The 16,902-nt window shown below is 47.3% G+C and carries 11 protein-coding genes and 1 pseudogene; all 12 read left to right on the top strand.

The genetic code is table 11. The features are described 5' to 3' along the window. A pseudogene (locus ACWB0I_RS14075) lies at positions 1 to 182 on the top strand (transposase); the annotation flags it as partial. Between the two features lie 193 nt (positions 183 to 375). Further along, the gene (gene trpE, locus ACWB0I_RS14070) at positions 376 to 1,866 is read left to right on the top strand and encodes an anthranilate synthase component I (RefSeq protein WP_479388704.1); all 1,491 of its coding nucleotides are present in this window, start codon (positions 376 to 378) and stop codon (positions 1,864 to 1,866) included. Next, positions 1,866 to 2,453 carry an anthranilate synthase component II gene (locus ACWB0I_RS14065; RefSeq protein WP_479388703.1) on the top strand — a complete coding sequence of 196 codons (588 nt, stop codon included), beginning with the start codon at positions 1,866 to 1,868 and terminating at the stop codon, positions 2,451 to 2,453. Before trpE ends, ACWB0I_RS14065 begins: the two co-directional genes overlap by 1 nt. After that, on the top strand, positions 2,450 to 3,460 hold the full coding sequence (gene trpD / locus ACWB0I_RS14060; RefSeq protein ID WP_479388702.1) for an anthranilate phosphoribosyltransferase: 1,011 nt from the start codon (positions 2,450 to 2,452) through the stop codon (positions 3,458 to 3,460). The genes ACWB0I_RS14065 and trpD overlap by 4 nt, the downstream gene beginning before the upstream one ends. 21 nt (positions 3,461 to 3,481) lie before the next feature. Then, on the top strand, positions 3,482 to 4,294 hold the full coding sequence (gene trpC / locus ACWB0I_RS14055; RefSeq protein WP_479388701.1) for an indole-3-glycerol phosphate synthase TrpC: 813 nt from the start codon (positions 3,482 to 3,484) through the stop codon (positions 4,292 to 4,294). Continuing rightward, positions 4,278 to 4,931, top strand: coding sequence for a phosphoribosylanthranilate isomerase (locus ACWB0I_RS14050; protein WP_479388700.1), 654 nt, complete (start codon positions 4,278 to 4,280; stop codon positions 4,929 to 4,931). Before trpC ends, ACWB0I_RS14050 begins: the two co-directional genes overlap by 17 nt. Before the next feature lie 100 nt (positions 4,932 to 5,031). Continuing rightward, on the top strand, positions 5,032 to 6,231 hold the full coding sequence (trpB, locus tag ACWB0I_RS14045; protein WP_479388699.1) for a tryptophan synthase subunit beta: 1,200 nt from the start codon (positions 5,032 to 5,034) through the stop codon (positions 6,229 to 6,231). Positions 6,232 to 6,278: 47 nt separating this feature from the next. Beyond that, positions 6,279 to 7,088, top strand: coding sequence for a tryptophan synthase subunit alpha (trpA, locus tag ACWB0I_RS14040; RefSeq protein ID WP_479388698.1), 810 nt, complete (start codon positions 6,279 to 6,281; stop codon positions 7,086 to 7,088). A gap of 324 nt (positions 7,089 to 7,412) precedes the next feature. After that, a complete protein-coding gene (locus ACWB0I_RS14035; protein WP_479388697.1) occupies positions 7,413 to 9,215 on the top strand; it encodes a family 16 glycosylhydrolase in 1,803 nt (600 codons plus the stop codon). 21 nt (positions 9,216 to 9,236) lie between these two features. Then, positions 9,237 to 10,841: a sodium:solute symporter gene (locus ACWB0I_RS14030; protein WP_479388696.1), complete on the top strand. Its 1,605-nt coding sequence runs from the start codon at positions 9,237 to 9,239 to the stop codon at positions 10,839 to 10,841. A 761-nt stretch (positions 10,842 to 11,602) separates the two neighbouring features. Beyond that, entirely contained in the window at positions 11,603 to 13,510 is a 1,908-nt protein-coding gene (locus tag ACWB0I_RS14025) for a sodium:solute symporter family protein (RefSeq protein ID WP_479388695.1), read from the top strand. Between the two features lie 298 nt (positions 13,511 to 13,808). Then, on the top strand, positions 13,809 to 16,343 hold the full coding sequence (locus tag ACWB0I_RS14020) for a CotH kinase family protein (protein WP_479388694.1): 2,535 nt from the start codon (positions 13,809 to 13,811) through the stop codon (positions 16,341 to 16,343). Positions 16,344 to 16,902 lie beyond the last annotated feature (559 nt).

The raw sequence follows: 16,902 nt of genomic DNA, 5'->3' as shown, positions 1-16,902 counted from the left end.
ATTGCAACGTAACTACACGTAAAATTAATCGTATTCGCCAAACGCCCGGCGCCACAATATGGCAACGCAATTATTGGGAACACATCATCCGTAACGAAACCGAATTGAACCGCATTCGACAATACATCAAAACCAATCCGTTAAAATGGACGGACGATGATTATTTTTATTTGCATTCATAAAATTTTTTTGTTACTATCCATAGAAACAAAATGTTGGTTTTAGGGCATGGAAACAATGAATTTCACCAAACAAATGAAACTCTGGTGGTTCTGGTTTAAATTTAAATTGGGTTCAGGTAGGTAATTTTAAAAATTAAATGTACAACTGAACCCACTCCCTGATGAGTGGGTTTTTTATTGGAGTCGTGTTACTATGAATAGAAACATTGCCTCGGCAAATATTGATTTTTACGCAGAAACCATTCCCCTGAATGTTATCCGCAAATTCGCCAGGGACGGACACCGAATCCCGGTGTATCAGAAACTTAATGCCGATTTTTTAACGCCGACCATGGTCTATTTACGTTTGCGTCGACAGAGTAAATTTTCCTTTCTTTTGGAAAGCGTTGTCAAAGGCCAGCAAATGGGGCGTTATTCCTTCATTGGTTGTCGTCCTGTGGATTATTTGATTGAAAAGAACGCTTCCCAGTTTACGGAGCAAAGTTCTTTTTTCAGGCAATTAAATGAACGCTTGAATCAGTGGCCGGCGATCCAATTAGCCGGATTACCCCGTTTTATTGGGGGAGCGGTTGGCTATCTGGGATACGACATGATTCGTCAGATCGAGAACATTCCTCCGGCCAGGCCCGATACCCTCGGCATTCCCGATGCCATCCTGGGCTTTTTTGAAGAGATTATCGCTTTTGATCATGTAAAAAATCAGCTTTATTTAATAAAATTAATCGATGTCTCAGATAAGAGCAACCTGGAACGAGATTACCGGCAAGCCGTACGTCAACTCGACGAACTGCGGGACACATTGCTCAGGGAAGCGCCAGGCCTGCCGCTCGGCCATTTCGATATTTCCGATGAACATTTTAATAGCAATCTGAGCCAGGCGCAATTTGAACAGGCCGTTAAAAAATCAATCGAGCACATTTTTGCCGGCGACATCTTCCAGGTAGTTCTGTCGCAACGTTTTTCGCTGGACTACCGCGGCGATGTCTTTCAGGTGTACCGGGCCTTACGCGTCATCAATCCTTCGCCTTACATGTTTTTCATGGATTTTGACACATTTCAGATTCTGGGCACCTCGCCGGAACCATTAATTCGGCTGGAAGAGGGCCAGCTGGAAATCATTCCTATTGCCGGAACCCGGCCACGGGGCCAGGATGAAGTGCAGGATGAGCAGTTGGCCCAGGAATTATTGCAGGACCCCAAGGAACGCGCTGAACACATCATGCTGGTTGATCTGGCGCGCAATGACCTGGGCCGTGTCTCTAAACCAGGAACAGTGCTCGTTAAAGACCTGCTGACCATCGAACGCTATTCGCATGTCATGCACATCATCAGCCATGTATTTGGCGAGCTAAAACCCAATTTAACGGCTGTGGATGCATTTAAAGCCGCCTTTCCGGCAGGCACGGTTTCGGGCGCGCCCAAGATTCGGGCTATGGAAATTATTAATCAATTGGAGCCCGAAAAACGCTCCTTTTATGCCGGTGCAGTAGGCTATTTTGATTACGCAGGCAATATGGACACCTGCATTGCCATCCGCACCATGCTGGCCAGAGAGGGCCGGCTTTACTGGCAGGCCGGCGCCGGTATTGTCGCCGACAGCATCCCGGCCAATGAATATCAGGAAACACTGAACAAAGGTAGAGCCCTGTACAGGGCCATCAGAAAAGCGGCAGGAGGGGATTGATGTTACTTTTTATCGATAATTACGATTCTTTCACCTACAACCTGGTCGATTATTTTGGCCAGATTACCGACCAGCTTCTGGTCTTGCGCAATGATGCCGTTTCCTTACAGGAAATCAAAGACATGCAGCCGGAAGGGATTATCATTTCGCCAGGGCCGGGCCGACCGGAAGATTCCGGCGTTAGTCTGCAGGTGATTGAACATTTAGGGACGAGCACACCCGTTTTAGGTATTTGCCTGGGGCATCAGGCCATTGGCCAGGTGTTTGGAGCCCAGATCGTACGCGTCAGCCAGCCGGTGCATGGCAAGATTTCGGCCATTTATCACCATGGCGATCCTCTTTTTGAAAAAATTGCCTCTCCTTTTCCGGCAACGCGTTACCATTCGCTCATTGTGCAGAGGGAGACTTTACCGGATGAACTAAAAATCATTGCCGAAACCAGGGATGGTTTAATAATGGCCATGCGTCACCGTTTTTACCCCCTGGTGGGCATTCAATTTCATCCCGAATCTATTTTAACCAACGACGGGCTTACCATAATTAAAAATTGGTACCAGAGTATTAAACAGGAAAGGGTAGCAGTATGAGAGAAATTCTGGAAAAAATTGCTTCCAATCAGGATTTAACGCGACAGGAAGCGAAAGAGGCCTTACAGGCCATCATTGACGACCAGTTGTCTGCTGCGCAGGCCGGCGCGCTTTTACTGGGCTTGCGCCAAAAAGGAGAGACCGTGGAAGAGATTAACGGTTTCCTGGATGTCCTGAACGAGCACATGGTTCGGGTTCCATTACAGGATCAACAGGCTATTGATGTTTGCGGTACGGGCGGCGACGGCAAAGGTACGTTTAATGTTTCGACCAGCGTTGCATTTGTACTGGCGGCTGGGGACGTGACCGTAGCCAAGCACGGCAATCGTTCCATTTCCAGCAAGGCTGGATCAGCCGATGTGCTTGAGGCGCTGGGATGCAACATTAACTTATCGCCAGAGCAGGCTAAACAGTGCGCCGATCAAATCGGGATTACTTTTTTTTACGCACCGCTCTACCATCCGGCCATGAAAAAGATCGGTCCGCATCGCAAAAGTTTGAATATTCGAACGGTCTTTAACATGCTGGGGCCGTTGCTTAATCCGGCCGGTGTAAAACGGCAGTTAATCGGTGTTTTTAATATGGCTTCAGCCAGAAAAATGGCTCAAGTCCTGCAGGCCAGAGGGCATGATTATGCGCTGGTTGCGCATGCCCGGGACGGGCTGGATGAAATATCTCCATTTGACACAACCATGATTTTTGAGGTAAAACCCAGCGATCAGGAAATGCAATTCTTCGAATTCAACGATTTCAAAACCAGTGGTTCTTTTGATGAAATTGTGGGGCAAACGGCCGAGGACAATGCTGAAAAAATCAGGCAAATTTTTAAAGGCAAACCGGGAGCCGATCGGGACATTGTGGTTTTGAACAGCGCATTTGGATTCAAAGTGGCTGGAAAAACGGATACCATTGAGCAGGGCAGGCAACTGGCCGAAGAACTGCTTGATTCCGGTGCGGTCTTCCAAAAATTACAGGAATTTGCAGAAATGAGTCAGTCTTTCAATTAATTCAGGAGCAGCAAGGGCAATATGGACATTCTGGAACGGATTGTTCGGCACAAACAACGTGAAATCGAGCAAAAAATTTCAACTTTAAGTTTAAAAAAAATAAAGCAAAAATTGAAAGACGCTGGTACAAGGGGTTGTTCCTTTCTGGAAAAGATAAACAACGGCGATGGTTTTCATTTTCTATGTGAGATTAAGAGAGCCTCGCCCTCGGCCGGTACCATTCGCCGTCAGGTTGAGCCCGTGCAACAGGCGCTGGCATATCAGGCGGGCGGGGCCAGCGGCCTTTCCGTTTTGACTGACCGCCCATTTTTTCGGGGCTCCACAGAGGATTTGCAGGCCGTACGACAGGCCGTTAAGCTGCCCATTCTGCGCAAAGATTTCATCATTGATGCCTATCAGATTTATGAAAGCGCTTTAATGGGCGCCGATCTGATCCTGCTTATTGTCAGGATTTTGAGCAAGAAACAGATCGAGGCTTTCCTGAGGATTGCGGCTGAATTGGGTCTGGAGGTTTTGATTGAACTGTACGATGTGGAAGAGGTAAGCAAACTACCCAAAGATTTGCGGCAATGGCCGGTTTTGCTGGGCGTCAACAACCGCAATCTGGCTACTTTTGAAGTCGATTTAAACCATTCCGTTGAGCTGCTGGCGCATCTTCCCGAAGGCCTTCTGGTAATCAGTGAGAGCGGCATTAAAACTGTGGAAGATTGCCTTATGTTAAAAGCTCACGGTTTTAAAGGCGTGCTGATTGGTGAAACGTTGATGCGTCAGAGTGAACCGACCATATTTTTAAGAGAAATGGTGGAGGCAACCAATTATGTTCACCCATCTTAAAATTTGTGGCATTACCAATCTGGAAGATGGGCTGGGCGTGGGCGCTCTGGGTGTTACCTTTTTGGGATTTAATTTTTTTGCTGGTAGCAAGCGCTTCATAAAACCTGAGCAGGCCAGAGAAATAATCAAGGCTCTGCCTTCTGCCGTGCAAACCGTAGGCATTTTGGTAAAACCCACTCTGAAGGAATGTCAGCAGATTATTGAGCAAACCCATGTGGATTTCTTGCAAATTTATCAGCCACAGGATTTCGACGATTTCAGTCTGCTCGACATTCCGGTCATTGAGGCCATTCGCCTGAAACACGGGGAGCCATTTGTTTTTAAGGACAAAAAGGCCCAATATGTTTTGGTAGATGCGTTTGATCCTCAGGCCTTTGGTGGTACAGGGCGGCAACTGGATTGGCTAAATATTCCGCCGGCAATTCCCCGCGAAAAATTGATTCTGGCCGGCGGTATTAATCCCGAAAATATTTTACAGGCTTTGAACACCGTTAATCCGGCCGTGATTGATGTGGCCAGCGGCTCGGAGCAATATCCGGGCAAAAAAGATCTGGAAAAGGTTAAAGCCTTGCAAAAAGCGCTGCTGACCTTTAATATTTTTAAAATGAACAGCATGCAGCACTATTTATTGCTTTAGATTTCCCTGAAAATGAAGTTTAGCGTATCTTTGCCACAGGTGCGGCAATTGATTGTTAATCAAAAAATCGAAGCAAAATGAAACGCACAGAGGAAAAGAAATGAACCTAAAAGACCTACAGCATCTGCCAGATGAACGCGGTTACTTTGGCCGGTTCGGGGGCCAATTTGTGCCGGAAATTCTAAGACCGGCGCTGGATGCATTAATCGAGGCCTATTCATCAGCCAGAAACGATCCGCAATTTTTACAGGATTTAGAGCAGGAATTAACCGATTACGCCGGCCGGCCTACGCCCCTTTATTTTGCCCAGAATCTGACCAGCCATTACGGTGAGGCTAAAATCTATTTAAAGCGCGAAGACCTGGCCCATACCGGCGCCCACAAGATAAACAATACCATAGGCCAGATTTTGCTGGCCCGACGCATGGGGAAAAAAAGAATCATTGCTGAGACCGGCGCCGGACAGCATGGCGTGGCTACGGCCACGGTGGCCGCCAGAGCCGGATTGCAATGCTGCATTTACATGGGCGCAGAAGATGTGGAGCGTCAAAAGCCTAATGTGCAGCGAATGAAGATGCTGGGCGCAGAAGTGCGTCCGGTCTTTTCCGGAACGCAAACTTTAAAAGACGCCACCAATGAAGCCATGCGCGACTGGCTGACGAATGTGCAAAACACGCATTACATCATCGGTTCGGTGGTTGGCCCCCATCCTTTTCCCATGATGGTGCGCGATTTCCAGAGTGTCATCGGCAAAGAAGCTTTAGCCCAGATTCAGGAAAAAGAGCAAGGCCTGCCCGATTACCTGGTGGCCTGCGTGGGCGGTGGCAGCAATGCCATGGGGCTGTTCTTTCCCTTTCTTGCCTACGAAAAAGTAAAATTAATTGGCGTAGAAGCGGCCGGACTGGGATTGCAATCCGGAAAGCACGCCGCTTCTTTAACGGCCGGACGCCCAGGAATCTTCCACGGCATGTTAACCTATTTGCTGCAGGACCAGGATGGACAGGTGCAATTGCCGCACTCCATTTCCGCCGGATTGGATTACCCCGGAGTGGGCGTGGAACACAGTTTTTTAAAGGAGAGTGGGCGCGCACAGTACGCAGCCGTGACCGATGAAGAAGCCCTGCAAGCCGCCTTTTTGCTGAGCCGTCTGGAAGGGATCATTCCCGCGCTGGAAAGCGCCCATGCCCTGGCCTACCTGGAGAAACTGATACCTGAAACTACAGCCCGACAGGTGGTGATCGTTAATCTCAGCGGGCGAGGAGACAAAGATATGGAAACCTATTTAAAACATCTGGATTGAGTAAAATCATTGAAACGCTTAACCGAAGCAAGAAAAGGAACTGAGCAATGAGCAAACGTCTGCAAGAAATGATCGCCCATAATGTAGCAAACGGGAAAAAGATGCTTTCACTTTACCTTATGGCTGGATTTCCGGAATTCAGCGCCATGCCAAAAATTTTAAACGCCTGCGAACAGGCCGGCGTGGATTTTGTGGAACTGGGTATTCCTTTTTCCGATCCCATTGCCGATGGACCGGTGATTCAAAAAGCGGCGCAAACAGCCTTAAAGCAGGGCGTGACGCTGCAAAAAATTCTGGAAATGGTAAAACAATTTCGCGCCACCAGTGCGTTACCCATCATTCTGATGGGCTACCTGAATCCCGTTTACCAGTTCGGGCTTGAAGCCTTTTTTAACGCATGCGCCGCTGTAGGTGTGGATGGCTTAATTCTACCGGACTGGCCCATTGAAGAGAGTGAACCTTTTCTGCATTTGCTGCAATCTTTGAACCTCGATTTGATTCATCTCATTGCTCCAAATACACCCCGGGAGAGAATTAAAACCATCGACCATTGGAGTAAGGCCTTCATTTACTGTACCGCTTACACCGGCGTAACCGGCAAGGACAATCGGCCTTCGCCCCAACTGGAAACATTTTTAAAGAAACTGACAACCTCTCTATCCCATCCCTTTTTCATTGGCTTTGGCGTCAAAGCTGCCAGCGATTTTAAATTCTACACCCAATATTCTGCGGGGGTGATCATTGGCAGCGCCTTTTTACGTTTCTTGAATCAACTCGACTCCAAAGATCTGGTGCGGGAAGTGCGCAGGTTTGTAAACAACATCCGCGGCAGTGACGATTCACTTTTAGCCGGATAAAGATTTCTCTGCTCTGCAGGTCGCTTTCCCTCCGCACATTGGTAAAAATGACCATTCATAAAGGCCTGTGCCGGGTAATTCCTGCCTGGAGTAAAACGTAGCCCTCACTTAATTAACCTTTCAATCCATCAGCAACAACATTATTACAAAAATAATCGCTCTTATCAATTCAATAATCAAAAAGAGCGGTAGGAGATGGATTACGTGGCCCATAGGCATAAGAATAGCCTTTAATTAAGCCCTTTTTACCCCAGAGCAATAGACGATTAAAGTGGCATAATAATTGAACGTTACAAAAAATTGAATTCAGGAAAAGGGTGTCTTATGCGAAGATGGAACGCACATCTGCTTGTGCTTTTTATTCCGGTTATTCTGTGGGCGCAAAAATCCTATCGCGGTGCAGAATATCGTACCAGATCCAGTTTTACCTATGGCCGATTTGAGGTGCGTATGAAATCGGCTGGCCTGAGCGGCATGCTCAGCTCTTTTTTCACCTATCATGAAATTTCCAGCCTCAACGATTGGAATGAAATTGACATTGAAATTTTGGGCCGTTACCCGGATCAGGTTCAATTCAACACCATTACGCCAGGGCAGACCAATCATGTCTTTTCGCAAACCGTTGCTTTCAATCCCCACAAAGATTTTCATATCTATGCCATCGAATGGACGCCCAACTACGTAAGCTGGTATGTGGACAGCGTTGAAATTTACCGTCAGAGCGGCGCGCACATTGGCACGTTGCGCAATGCTCAAAAATTGATGATGAATATCTGGCCGCCGGCTTCTGAAGACTGGGTCGGGCATCTCAATCCGGACCTGCTGCCGGCGTATGCCTATTACGATTGGGTGCGCGTTTACCAGTACACGCCGGGTCAAAACGATGATTTTACCCTGCTCTGGGAAGACGCGTTTAATACCTATGATCAGAATCGTTGGCAAAAAGCAACCCACACCTTTGATGGCAATAATGCGCAATTTATTAAAGAAAATGCCGTGTTCAAAGATGGCTATCTCATTCTTTGTCTGACGAAAACGACCCCGGTTGGTTATCAGGGCGGACCGGTTTCCGATGAGGACATTTCAGCGCCGTATGTGGCCAGCGCCTGGTTTTTGGGAGAACAGGTCGTGCTGACCTTTTCAGAAAAAGTGGATCGGGAACAGGCCGACAGGCCGAGTAATTACATCATTCCCGGACTTTCAATACAAAAGGCTCACCTCAAAGAAGATGGCCGCACCGTGGTTCTGGATGTTACGGGCCGGGATGTGCAACAAACCTATTCGCTGGTCTGTACCAATATTGTAGATCGGTCACCGGCGGCCAACAAAATTGCCGTAAAATCTGTGCCCATTCGTAACGGATTGCATTTTCCGGCCTTAATCAATCTGGGCAGCTCAGAAGATACCGAAAACCTGTTACAGGATGCTGTGTTCGCTCCTGAACAACCGTACGGACGGGAAGGGGGAGAGATCGTTTTCCATGAACCGACGCTGGATATTTCCAACACCGATCAGGATCAACTGTTTCAAACAGAAGTAAGAGGCCTCACTTTTTACCGTTTTCGTGTTCCTGATGGTCAGTACAGGATGACATTTTACTTTGCCGAAACTGAACACGAACAATCCGCTGCCAGAATATTTGATGTGCTGATTGAAAATCAAAAAGTAATTGAAAATCTTGATATTTACGAACGAGTGGGAAAGAATGCGGCGCTGCCCATTACGGTAGAGGATTTGGTCGTCCAGGATGGACAACTTGATGTGTATTTTCGACCGCTTTCTGGTCAGGCCCTGTGCAGCGCCATAAAAATTGAAAAACAGCTCACAGGGATTAAAGAGCAGGGAAAGGCGTCCCTTAAGCCAGAACAATATGGATTAAAAATCTTTCCCAATCCGGCCAATCCTCAATTTCAACTTAAATATCAGCTGCCGCGCCGGGGGCGGGTTCAGCTCGTCTTTTTTGACAGCAGCGGCCGACGATTCAAAAAACTGGATCTGGGAGAGCAAATGGCCGGAGAGCATCAATATGAATTGAAGGCAGAGCAATGGGCCAGTGGAACCTATTTTTGTCAGTTGCTGCAAAATGGTCAGGCCCTGGAGCAAAATAAGGTGGTTTTATTGAAGTAGGAGTAAGCGAGAAAGAACACAATGGGGTCCGTTGCAGGAGTTGATCTGCTAATTGTGGTTATTTACACCGTGGTGGTCTTTATCATTGGTTTCTGGAGTAGTAGAAATCAGCAGGAAACGCCGGAGAGCTATTTTTTAGCCAACCGCAGGATGGGTTGGGTGGCCATCGGGGCCTCGCTTTTTGTGACCAATATTTCGACCGAGCACCTGGTCGGTCTGGCTGGTTCGGGGGCTCAAAACGGTCTGGTGGTTGGACATTTTGAATGGATGGCCATTATTGCTTTGCTGGCTTTGGGATGGCTATTTGCGCCCCTTTTTCTTAAGGCCCGGGTGTACACCATTCCGGAGTTTTTAGAAAAGCGTTTCGGTCGAGCCACGCGTCTCTATTTAACCGGAATTTCCATTCTGGCTTACGTGCTGACCAAAATTGCAATCACGCTGTTTGCCGGGGGCTTGTTGCTCAATGCCATGTTAGGCTGGGACATCTACACCTCCACCCTGGTCATGGTGGTGATTACAGGCATCTACACTGTGGTGGGGGGCTTGCGTGCCGTTATGATCACCCATGTGTTCCAGATGGGCGTGCTCATCCTCGGTGCGGCCATTCTGACCTTTGCCGGTCTGGACAAAATTGGAGGATTGGGGGCGCTTTTTCACAAACTGCCTTCCTCCTATTTTGATGTGTTCCGCCCCATGAGCGATCCCGATTTTCCCTGGACCGGAATTCTGCTGGGCGCCCCCATCCTGGCCATCTGGTATTGGTGCACCGATCAGTACATCGTTCAGCGCGTTCTGAGCGCAAAAAACCTGGAACAGGCCAGAACAGCGACTATTTTTACCGGTTTTCTGAAGTTCTTACCCGCTGCTCTGATGATATTACCCGGCATGATTGCTGTGTTGCTTTTTCCCCAGGCCAGGGGCGATCAGATCATCAGCTTACTCTTTTCGGCGCACTATTTGCCGGTGGGCTTACGCGGAATTGTGCTGGCCGGATTTCTGGCAGCCATGATGTCTTCGTTGGCCAGTGTTTTTAACAGTACAGCCACACTGTTCACCATGGATTTTTACCGCATGTACAATCCTCAGGCCGCAGAGCGAAAGCTGGTGCTCGTTGGGCGCCTGGCAACTACCATCATTGTTATCACCGCCATTCTCTGGATTCCTTTAACGCGTTTGTTTAATGAACAAATTTACCTCTATCTGCAAAGTCTGCAGGCTTTTATTGCCCCGCCGATTGCTGCTGTTTTTTTGTTTGGCGTATTCAATACCAAAATCAATGGACGCAGTGCTATTTATGCCTTAATCAGTGGGGGAATTGTCGGCGCCTTCAGATTGGTGCTGGAAATGATCGTCCGAGGCCTGCACCTTGATCTGGGGCCATTTAACTGGTTTGTACAGGTCAACTTTTTGCATTTCGCGGTTTTGCTTTTCATTTTTTCTACGGCTGTGCTCTTTCTGGCACGCTGGTTAGAAAAGAGAAGCACTACCGAAATGAATTTACCGGGCTTCGCTTTTACCTTTGTGTTCAATAAAGGCATTATTACTGCTTACAATTCACTGCACCTGGCCCTTTCCATTTTTCTTTTAGGTCTCATTTTCGGGCTCTATGGTTTCTTTCTCTCTTAGAATACTTCCATTAAAAGATCTAGTCCCGCCACAGCGGGATGCGAAAATTTTTGTGTTAAATATCCTAACCCCCCGGCCCCCTTCCCATTTTTAATAAAGGGAAGGGGGAGCGAATTGTGCCGCTTTGCTGAGTTTTCGCCTTTCATGTCAATAAATTTCATTTTTTTTCGAAATCTTTGTTCTCTCTGTGGTTGATTTTGGTTGCGGCTTTGCTGCCTTAGAATCTTTGTATTAAGGGAAATCAATTCCGTTTATAGTCATTTTTTATTGGCTCTATCGAGCCAATGCGACTCTGGAGAGTCGCGCTACGGGATGCGAAGATTATTGTGCTGTGTGAGGATGTAAATCTGTTGAATTGTTGATTTGTTGAATGGGTTGATGTCTCATTCCAGAGAATCGCAATTTCCGCTGCGCTCCAACCGGCTAAAGTGGCCGGACAATTAAGAAAATTTCCCACAAAGATATTCCCCCTCTCCCGGATTTTTATTCTGGGAGAGGGGGATCGAGGGGGGGAGGGCAATTAATTAAAATTGATTTTTTGCCCTTTGTGCCTTCTTTGGGACCTCTGCGGTTTTTAAAGGTTGCGGCTCTGCTGACCTAACTGGCAACGATTGGTTGATGTCTTAAAAATGAAACGGATTTTTTAGCAAGTTAATTCGTTCTTCGTACAAACAAAATTATGCAATTTCTTTAAAAATTCCTTATCTTAATCCAGGACATGTTGATTTGTTTGATTTAGTGATTCAGAGGAGTTTGGAACTATGCAACATCTTAACTGGTTAGACTTTACGGTGATCTTAGCCTTTTTTCTGATTATTTTTGGGATTGCTGCTTATTACACACGAAAGGCCGGGGAGAGTACCGGCAACTTCTTTCTCTCTGGTAGAAATTTACCCTGGTATCTGGCCGGTACGGCTATGGTAGCTACCACGTTTGCAGCCGATACGCCGTTGGCCGTAACCGAGCTGGTGGCGCGCAATGGCATTGCCGGCAACTGGCTGTGGTGGAATCTGGCCATCGGGGGTATGTTAACCGTCTTCTTTTTTGCCCGTTTATGGCGCAGGGCGGGCATCATGACCGATGTGGAATTTGTCGAATTGCGATATGATGGCAAGGCAGCCGCAGCCCTGCGTGGTTTTCGTGCAATCTACCTGGGGCTTTTTATGAACGCCATTGTAATGGGCTGGGTAAACAAGGCCATGGAAAAAATTTTCTCGGTGGTTCTACCGGAATTCAACGCTTTTTTGCTGGTTGTTCTGGCCGCTTCCATAATTGCCATTTACGCTTCGGCATCCGGCCTGTTGGGCACGGCCAGAACAGATAGTTTTCAATTTGTTTTTGCCATGATGGGTTGCATCGTTCTGGCGGTCATCGTGGTGCAACTGCCTCAGGTCGGGGGCATGGTTGCTTTAAAAGAGAAACTGAATCCGCAGATCATCAATTTTTTTCCAAAGATCGGTGAAGTAACGGCCAGTGGCATTACGGGAGGAGCGCTGGCTCTTACTCTGGGAGCTTTCATTGCCCACATTGGCTTGCAATGGTGGTCCACCTGGTACCCGGGCGCCGATCCCGGTGGCGGGGGCTACGTTGCGCAACGCATGATGTCGGCTAAAGACGAAAAACACAGTCTGTTTGCCACTCTGTGGTTTACCATTGCCCATTATGCCGTACGTCCCTGGCCTTGGATTATTGTGGCTTTAGCGGCTCTGGTCATATTACCGCGCGCCCAAAACACCGATGTGATTAAACAGGAAAATCCCGCTCTGTTTGCCAAAGTTGAACAGGCCTTTCAGAACAAAGCGCTTTTGCAGAGTAATGATCCGCAGTTTGACAGCCCTGAATTTAAAGCCATGTACGAAAAATACGAGAATACAGTGGATCCCGGGGTGATGTATCCTAAATTGATGTTACGCTATTTGCCGGCCGGACTGTTGGGACTTTTGATCGCTGTTTTTCTGGCGGCCTACATGTCAACCATTGCCTCTCAACTCAATTGGGGAACTTCGTACATAATAAACGATTTTTACCGGCGTTTTATTAAAAAACAGGCCTCTGAGCAACACTACGTTATCGTTTCCAGGCTGGGGATTATTTTCATGACGATTTTTTCTTTGTTGGTGACAAAATACTTTTTAACCACCATTTCCGGCGCATGGGAATTCATCATTAATGCCAGCGCCGGCATGGGAGCCGTCCTAATTCTGCGCTGGTACTGGTGGCGCATCAACGCCTGGTCCGAAATCTCGGCTATGATCGCCCCCCTGTTCATCTATCCTTTTTCCGTTTATGTTTTAGGATTGAAATCGCCTATCACCCTGTACCCTACGGTTTTTGGAACTACGGTTGTCTGGTTAGTGGTTACCTATTTGACCCGGCCTGTTAATCTGGAGAAGTTAAAATCATTCTATCGCAGAACCCATCCCGGGGGCATTGGCTGGCAGTATGTTCAGAAAATGGTGCCCGATGTACAGGGAGACAGCGGTTTTGGCCGTCTGTTTCTGGATTGGTTACTGGGCGTGATTATGGTTTATGCCTTTCTGTTCGGACTGGGAGAGTTCCTGTTTACCAATTATGTCAAGGGATTGTTCATCCTTTTGATCGGCGTTGGCGCCGGTTACCTGATCTACCTAGATTTGAAAAAGCGGGGATTCGAAACGGTGGCTGAATGAACCATTTGGGAGTTCTGTTATTTAAAAGGAAAGAAATGGTTCCGCGGCAACAGCCAGTAGCCATGAATGAGCAATCTGAATCGGGTACTGTAATGCGAATCCTGAATGAACAGAAAAAACCGGTGTTGCCACTTTGTTTCTTTCTTAGGGGCGGAGTCATGGGACGGTTAAAGCGATTGCTGATCGAGCCGAGTTAAAGGTTACCCCAGGAAATGAGGTCAGGGGTAACACATCCATGAAAATGTGGCCTATGTGATGACAGTTTCTTTAAAAAATAAATTAAAAAAAGTTGGCAAAGATGAAACGATTTAGAAGTGTAACCCTTGGATTATTGTTTTTTATCCATATTTGCCTTTTTTCCACTTACGCTGCTGTTCAGTTCGAATCATCCAATTTACCCATTGTTGTGATTGACACCCATGGGAAAAGCATTCCGGATGAGTACCGCATTGTGGCAGACATGGGCATCATTTACAACGGGCCGGGCCAGAGAAACTATTTAAACCAGCCTTTTAACCATTTTCAGGGGAAGATTGCTATTGAGTTGCGCGGTTCCAGTTCGCAAATGTTTCCCAAAAAACAATATGCTCTGGAAACGCAAACAGAAACGGGCGAAAATTTGAATGTTTCACTGCTGGGGCTGCCGGCTGAAAATGATTGGATTTTGTACGCACCGTACAGCGACAAATCTCTAATACGCAATGTTTTGATCTACCAACTCAGTCGCGAAATGGGCCAATATGCCAGTCGCACACGCTTTTGTGAACTGGTATTAAATGGCGATTATCGGGGTGTTTATGTTCTGATGGAAAAAATAAAGCGCGACAAACATCGCGTAAACATTTCCAAACTAAAACCCGATGAAACCACGGGAGATGATGTAACGGGCGGCTACATCCTTAAAATTGATAAGATGGCCGGCGAAGAGATTGACGGCTGGCAATCGATTTTTCCGCCATATCCCGAAACTACAGCGCGTATTTTCTACCAGTACCACTATCCAAAACCGGATCGAATCGTTAGCGCGCAAAAAACTTACATTCAAAATTGGATATTCAATTTCGAGAAAACGTTTTATGCCAGTACTTTCATGGAGGCCGAAGAAGGTTATTACCGTTTTGTAGATCTGACTTCCTTTATCGATTTTTTCATCCTGAATGAGATCAGCAGAAATGTGGACGGATATCGTTTAAGCAGTTTCATGTACAAAGACCGCGATGATAAAGATCCGCGTTTACACATGGGCCCCATCTGGGATTTTAACCTGGCTTTTGGTAATGCGGATTATTATCATGGTTTTCTTACTTCCGGATGGCAGGTCAATTTTAATCACGATCCCCAAACGGAGTATGATCCGTTTAAAGTGCCCTTTTGGTGGGAGAAGATGCTCAGCGACAGTGTTTTCATGAAACAGTTGATCAATCGCTATGGACAGTTGCGGGAATCAACCCTGACCCTGGAGCATTTAAATCAGTTGATCGATGCCTATGCGGACACGTTGAGTGAAGCGCAGGTCAGAAATTTTGATCGCTGGCCTGTGCTGGGGCAATATGTTTGGCCCAATTATTTTATTGGAAATAGCTATGAAGAAGAGATACAATTTCTGAAAAACTGGATTGCGCAACGCCTGGACTGGATGGATTCTCAATTGTTTGATGAGCAGCCCCCTTCTGCGCCCCGATTTATTTCTCTGGTCTCCATCGATCATTCTTCGGCAACCCTTTCCTGGGGCAATGCCACGGATAATGTGGGCGTTGCTGGCTATGATGTGTATCTTGATGGGCGTTTTATTTTGCCCGTACGCTCGGTGAACGCCACGATCACCGATCTCTTGGATGATCAGGAATACACCGTTAGTATTCGTTCCAGGGATTTTGCCGGAAACCGTTCGCAAAGCGCAGCCACTCTAAAGATCAAAACCAAGCCTTTTACCAGTTCGGATGGCATCATTGCTCCTAAAACAGAGCATCCTTTTAATATTGATGGACAGGCAGAACTGGCCTGGCAAAATTACCAGTGGCATACCGTCGAAAAAGTGCTGATGGGCAGTGTAGAAAACAGTCAGGACCTTTCCGCCCGCTTCAAAATAGCCTGGGATGACCAGTACATCTATTTGTTGGTGGACATTGTAGATGATGTGAAAATCAGAGATTCCGGCGACAACCTGTTTCTGGATGATGACCTGGAAATCTACTTTGACATGGACAACAGCAAATCGTCGGCCTATGGCATGGATGATTTCCGGTATCGTTTAACTCTGGTGGATTCTGTGCTGGTCGAAACGCAATTCAGGGCCACGCAGGGCGTTCGCTACAAAGTGCTCTGGCAGGAAGACGGGTATCAGGTAGAAATGGCTTTTCCCTGGAGCGTGCTGGGTTGCCAGGCAAAAAATGGCAAGTTGATTGGTTTTGATCTTCAAATCAATGATGACGATGACGGCGGCATTCGTGATGCTAAAATTGGCTGGTGGGCTGCTGCCGATTACGCCAGACCTTCCTTTTTTGGTCAGGTGAAGATGAAACGAATGAGCACAGCCCTTCCGGAAACGAACGAACCGCTCCCGACGAATTTCGCAGTGTTACGGGCCTTTCCCAATCCCTTTAATAGTATTTGCAAAATTGAGCTTCATCTCGATCATAGAGCAGAGGTTCTACTCGAATTGTTTAGTGTCGCAGGCCAGAGAATAGCTACGCTGTACAAAGGGCTTTTGCTGCCTGGTCGTAAGACATTTAAGGTCAACTTCAGCAACCTGGCCAGCGGAATTTATTTTGTGAACCTTACCGACAGGACAAAAGGAAGCAACACAACGGCCAGGCTGGTTCTAATTCGATAAGATAAGGGCACAACCGTTTTAGCCGTCTTGGCTTGATGTCCTGTTTAAAATACTTTCCTTAAAAGATGTAAGAAAATTTACGTGCTGTGTGTGGAGAAAAACCGTTGAATCGTTGATTGGTTGAATGGTTGAATTGTTGAATGGCCCGTCCTTCGGCCGGATAAACCTGTCCGGCTGCGCCAGCCAGACCTGTCAGGCTGAGCCTTGCCAGACTGGCGGGCCTGTCCGGTGGCCAGACCTGTCCGTCTGGACACAGTCCAGACGGGCGGTCCCTTCCCCGAAATCGGGATTTTCTCTACGTCCCAACAGGCTGCGCCTTGTTCGCCCTCACTTCCTGACTCCTTCTCCCCGAAAATCGGGGCGAGAGGAATTCAGTCAACCAGTGTAAAGGATTCTTCTTCCCGATGAATCGGGATTCAGAATGACACCTCGGCACGGGCCCACCCTAAGTGTCAATTAAACCGATGGTTAAGAATTTTACCTGCTTTGGCTCACATCAAAATTTAAGATCAGCCTGTAGTAGTGGAAGCGCTACAGAATTTTGAGATCGGAAAGCCAT

The sequence above is a fragment of the Caldithrix sp. genome (genome assembly GCF_056497305.1).
This window is presented reverse-complemented; position numbering and strand designations above follow the sequence as displayed.

Excerpts from the sequence above, each read along its gene's own strand:
- trpC (WP_479388701.1), top strand. The coding sequence starts at position 3,482 with ATGGACATTCTGGAACGGATTGTTCGGCACAAACAACGTGAAATCGAG.
- trpE (WP_479388704.1), top strand. The coding sequence starts at position 376 with ATGAATAGAAACATTGCCTCGGCAAATATTGATTTTTACGCAGAAACC.
- ACWB0I_RS14025 (WP_479388695.1), top strand. The coding sequence starts at position 11,603 with ATGCAACATCTTAACTGGTTAGACTTTACGGTGATCTTAGCCTTTTTT.
- ACWB0I_RS14050 (WP_479388700.1), top strand. The coding sequence starts at position 4,278 with ATGTTCACCCATCTTAAAATTTGTGGCATTACCAATCTGGAAGATGGG.
- ACWB0I_RS14065 (WP_479388703.1), top strand. The coding sequence starts at position 1,866 with ATGTTACTTTTTATCGATAATTACGATTCTTTCACCTACAACCTGGTC.
- trpB (WP_479388699.1), top strand. The coding sequence starts at position 5,032 with ATGAACCTAAAAGACCTACAGCATCTGCCAGATGAACGCGGTTACTTT.
- ACWB0I_RS14030 (WP_479388696.1), top strand. The coding sequence starts at position 9,237 with ATGGGGTCCGTTGCAGGAGTTGATCTGCTAATTGTGGTTATTTACACC.
- trpD (WP_479388702.1), top strand. The coding sequence starts at position 2,450 with ATGAGAGAAATTCTGGAAAAAATTGCTTCCAATCAGGATTTAACGCGA.
- trpA (WP_479388698.1), top strand. The coding sequence starts at position 6,279 with ATGAGCAAACGTCTGCAAGAAATGATCGCCCATAATGTAGCAAACGGG.
- ACWB0I_RS14020 (WP_479388694.1), top strand. The coding sequence starts at position 13,809 with ATGAAACGATTTAGAAGTGTAACCCTTGGATTATTGTTTTTTATCCAT.
- ACWB0I_RS14035 (WP_479388697.1), top strand. The coding sequence starts at position 7,413 with ATGCGAAGATGGAACGCACATCTGCTTGTGCTTTTTATTCCGGTTATT.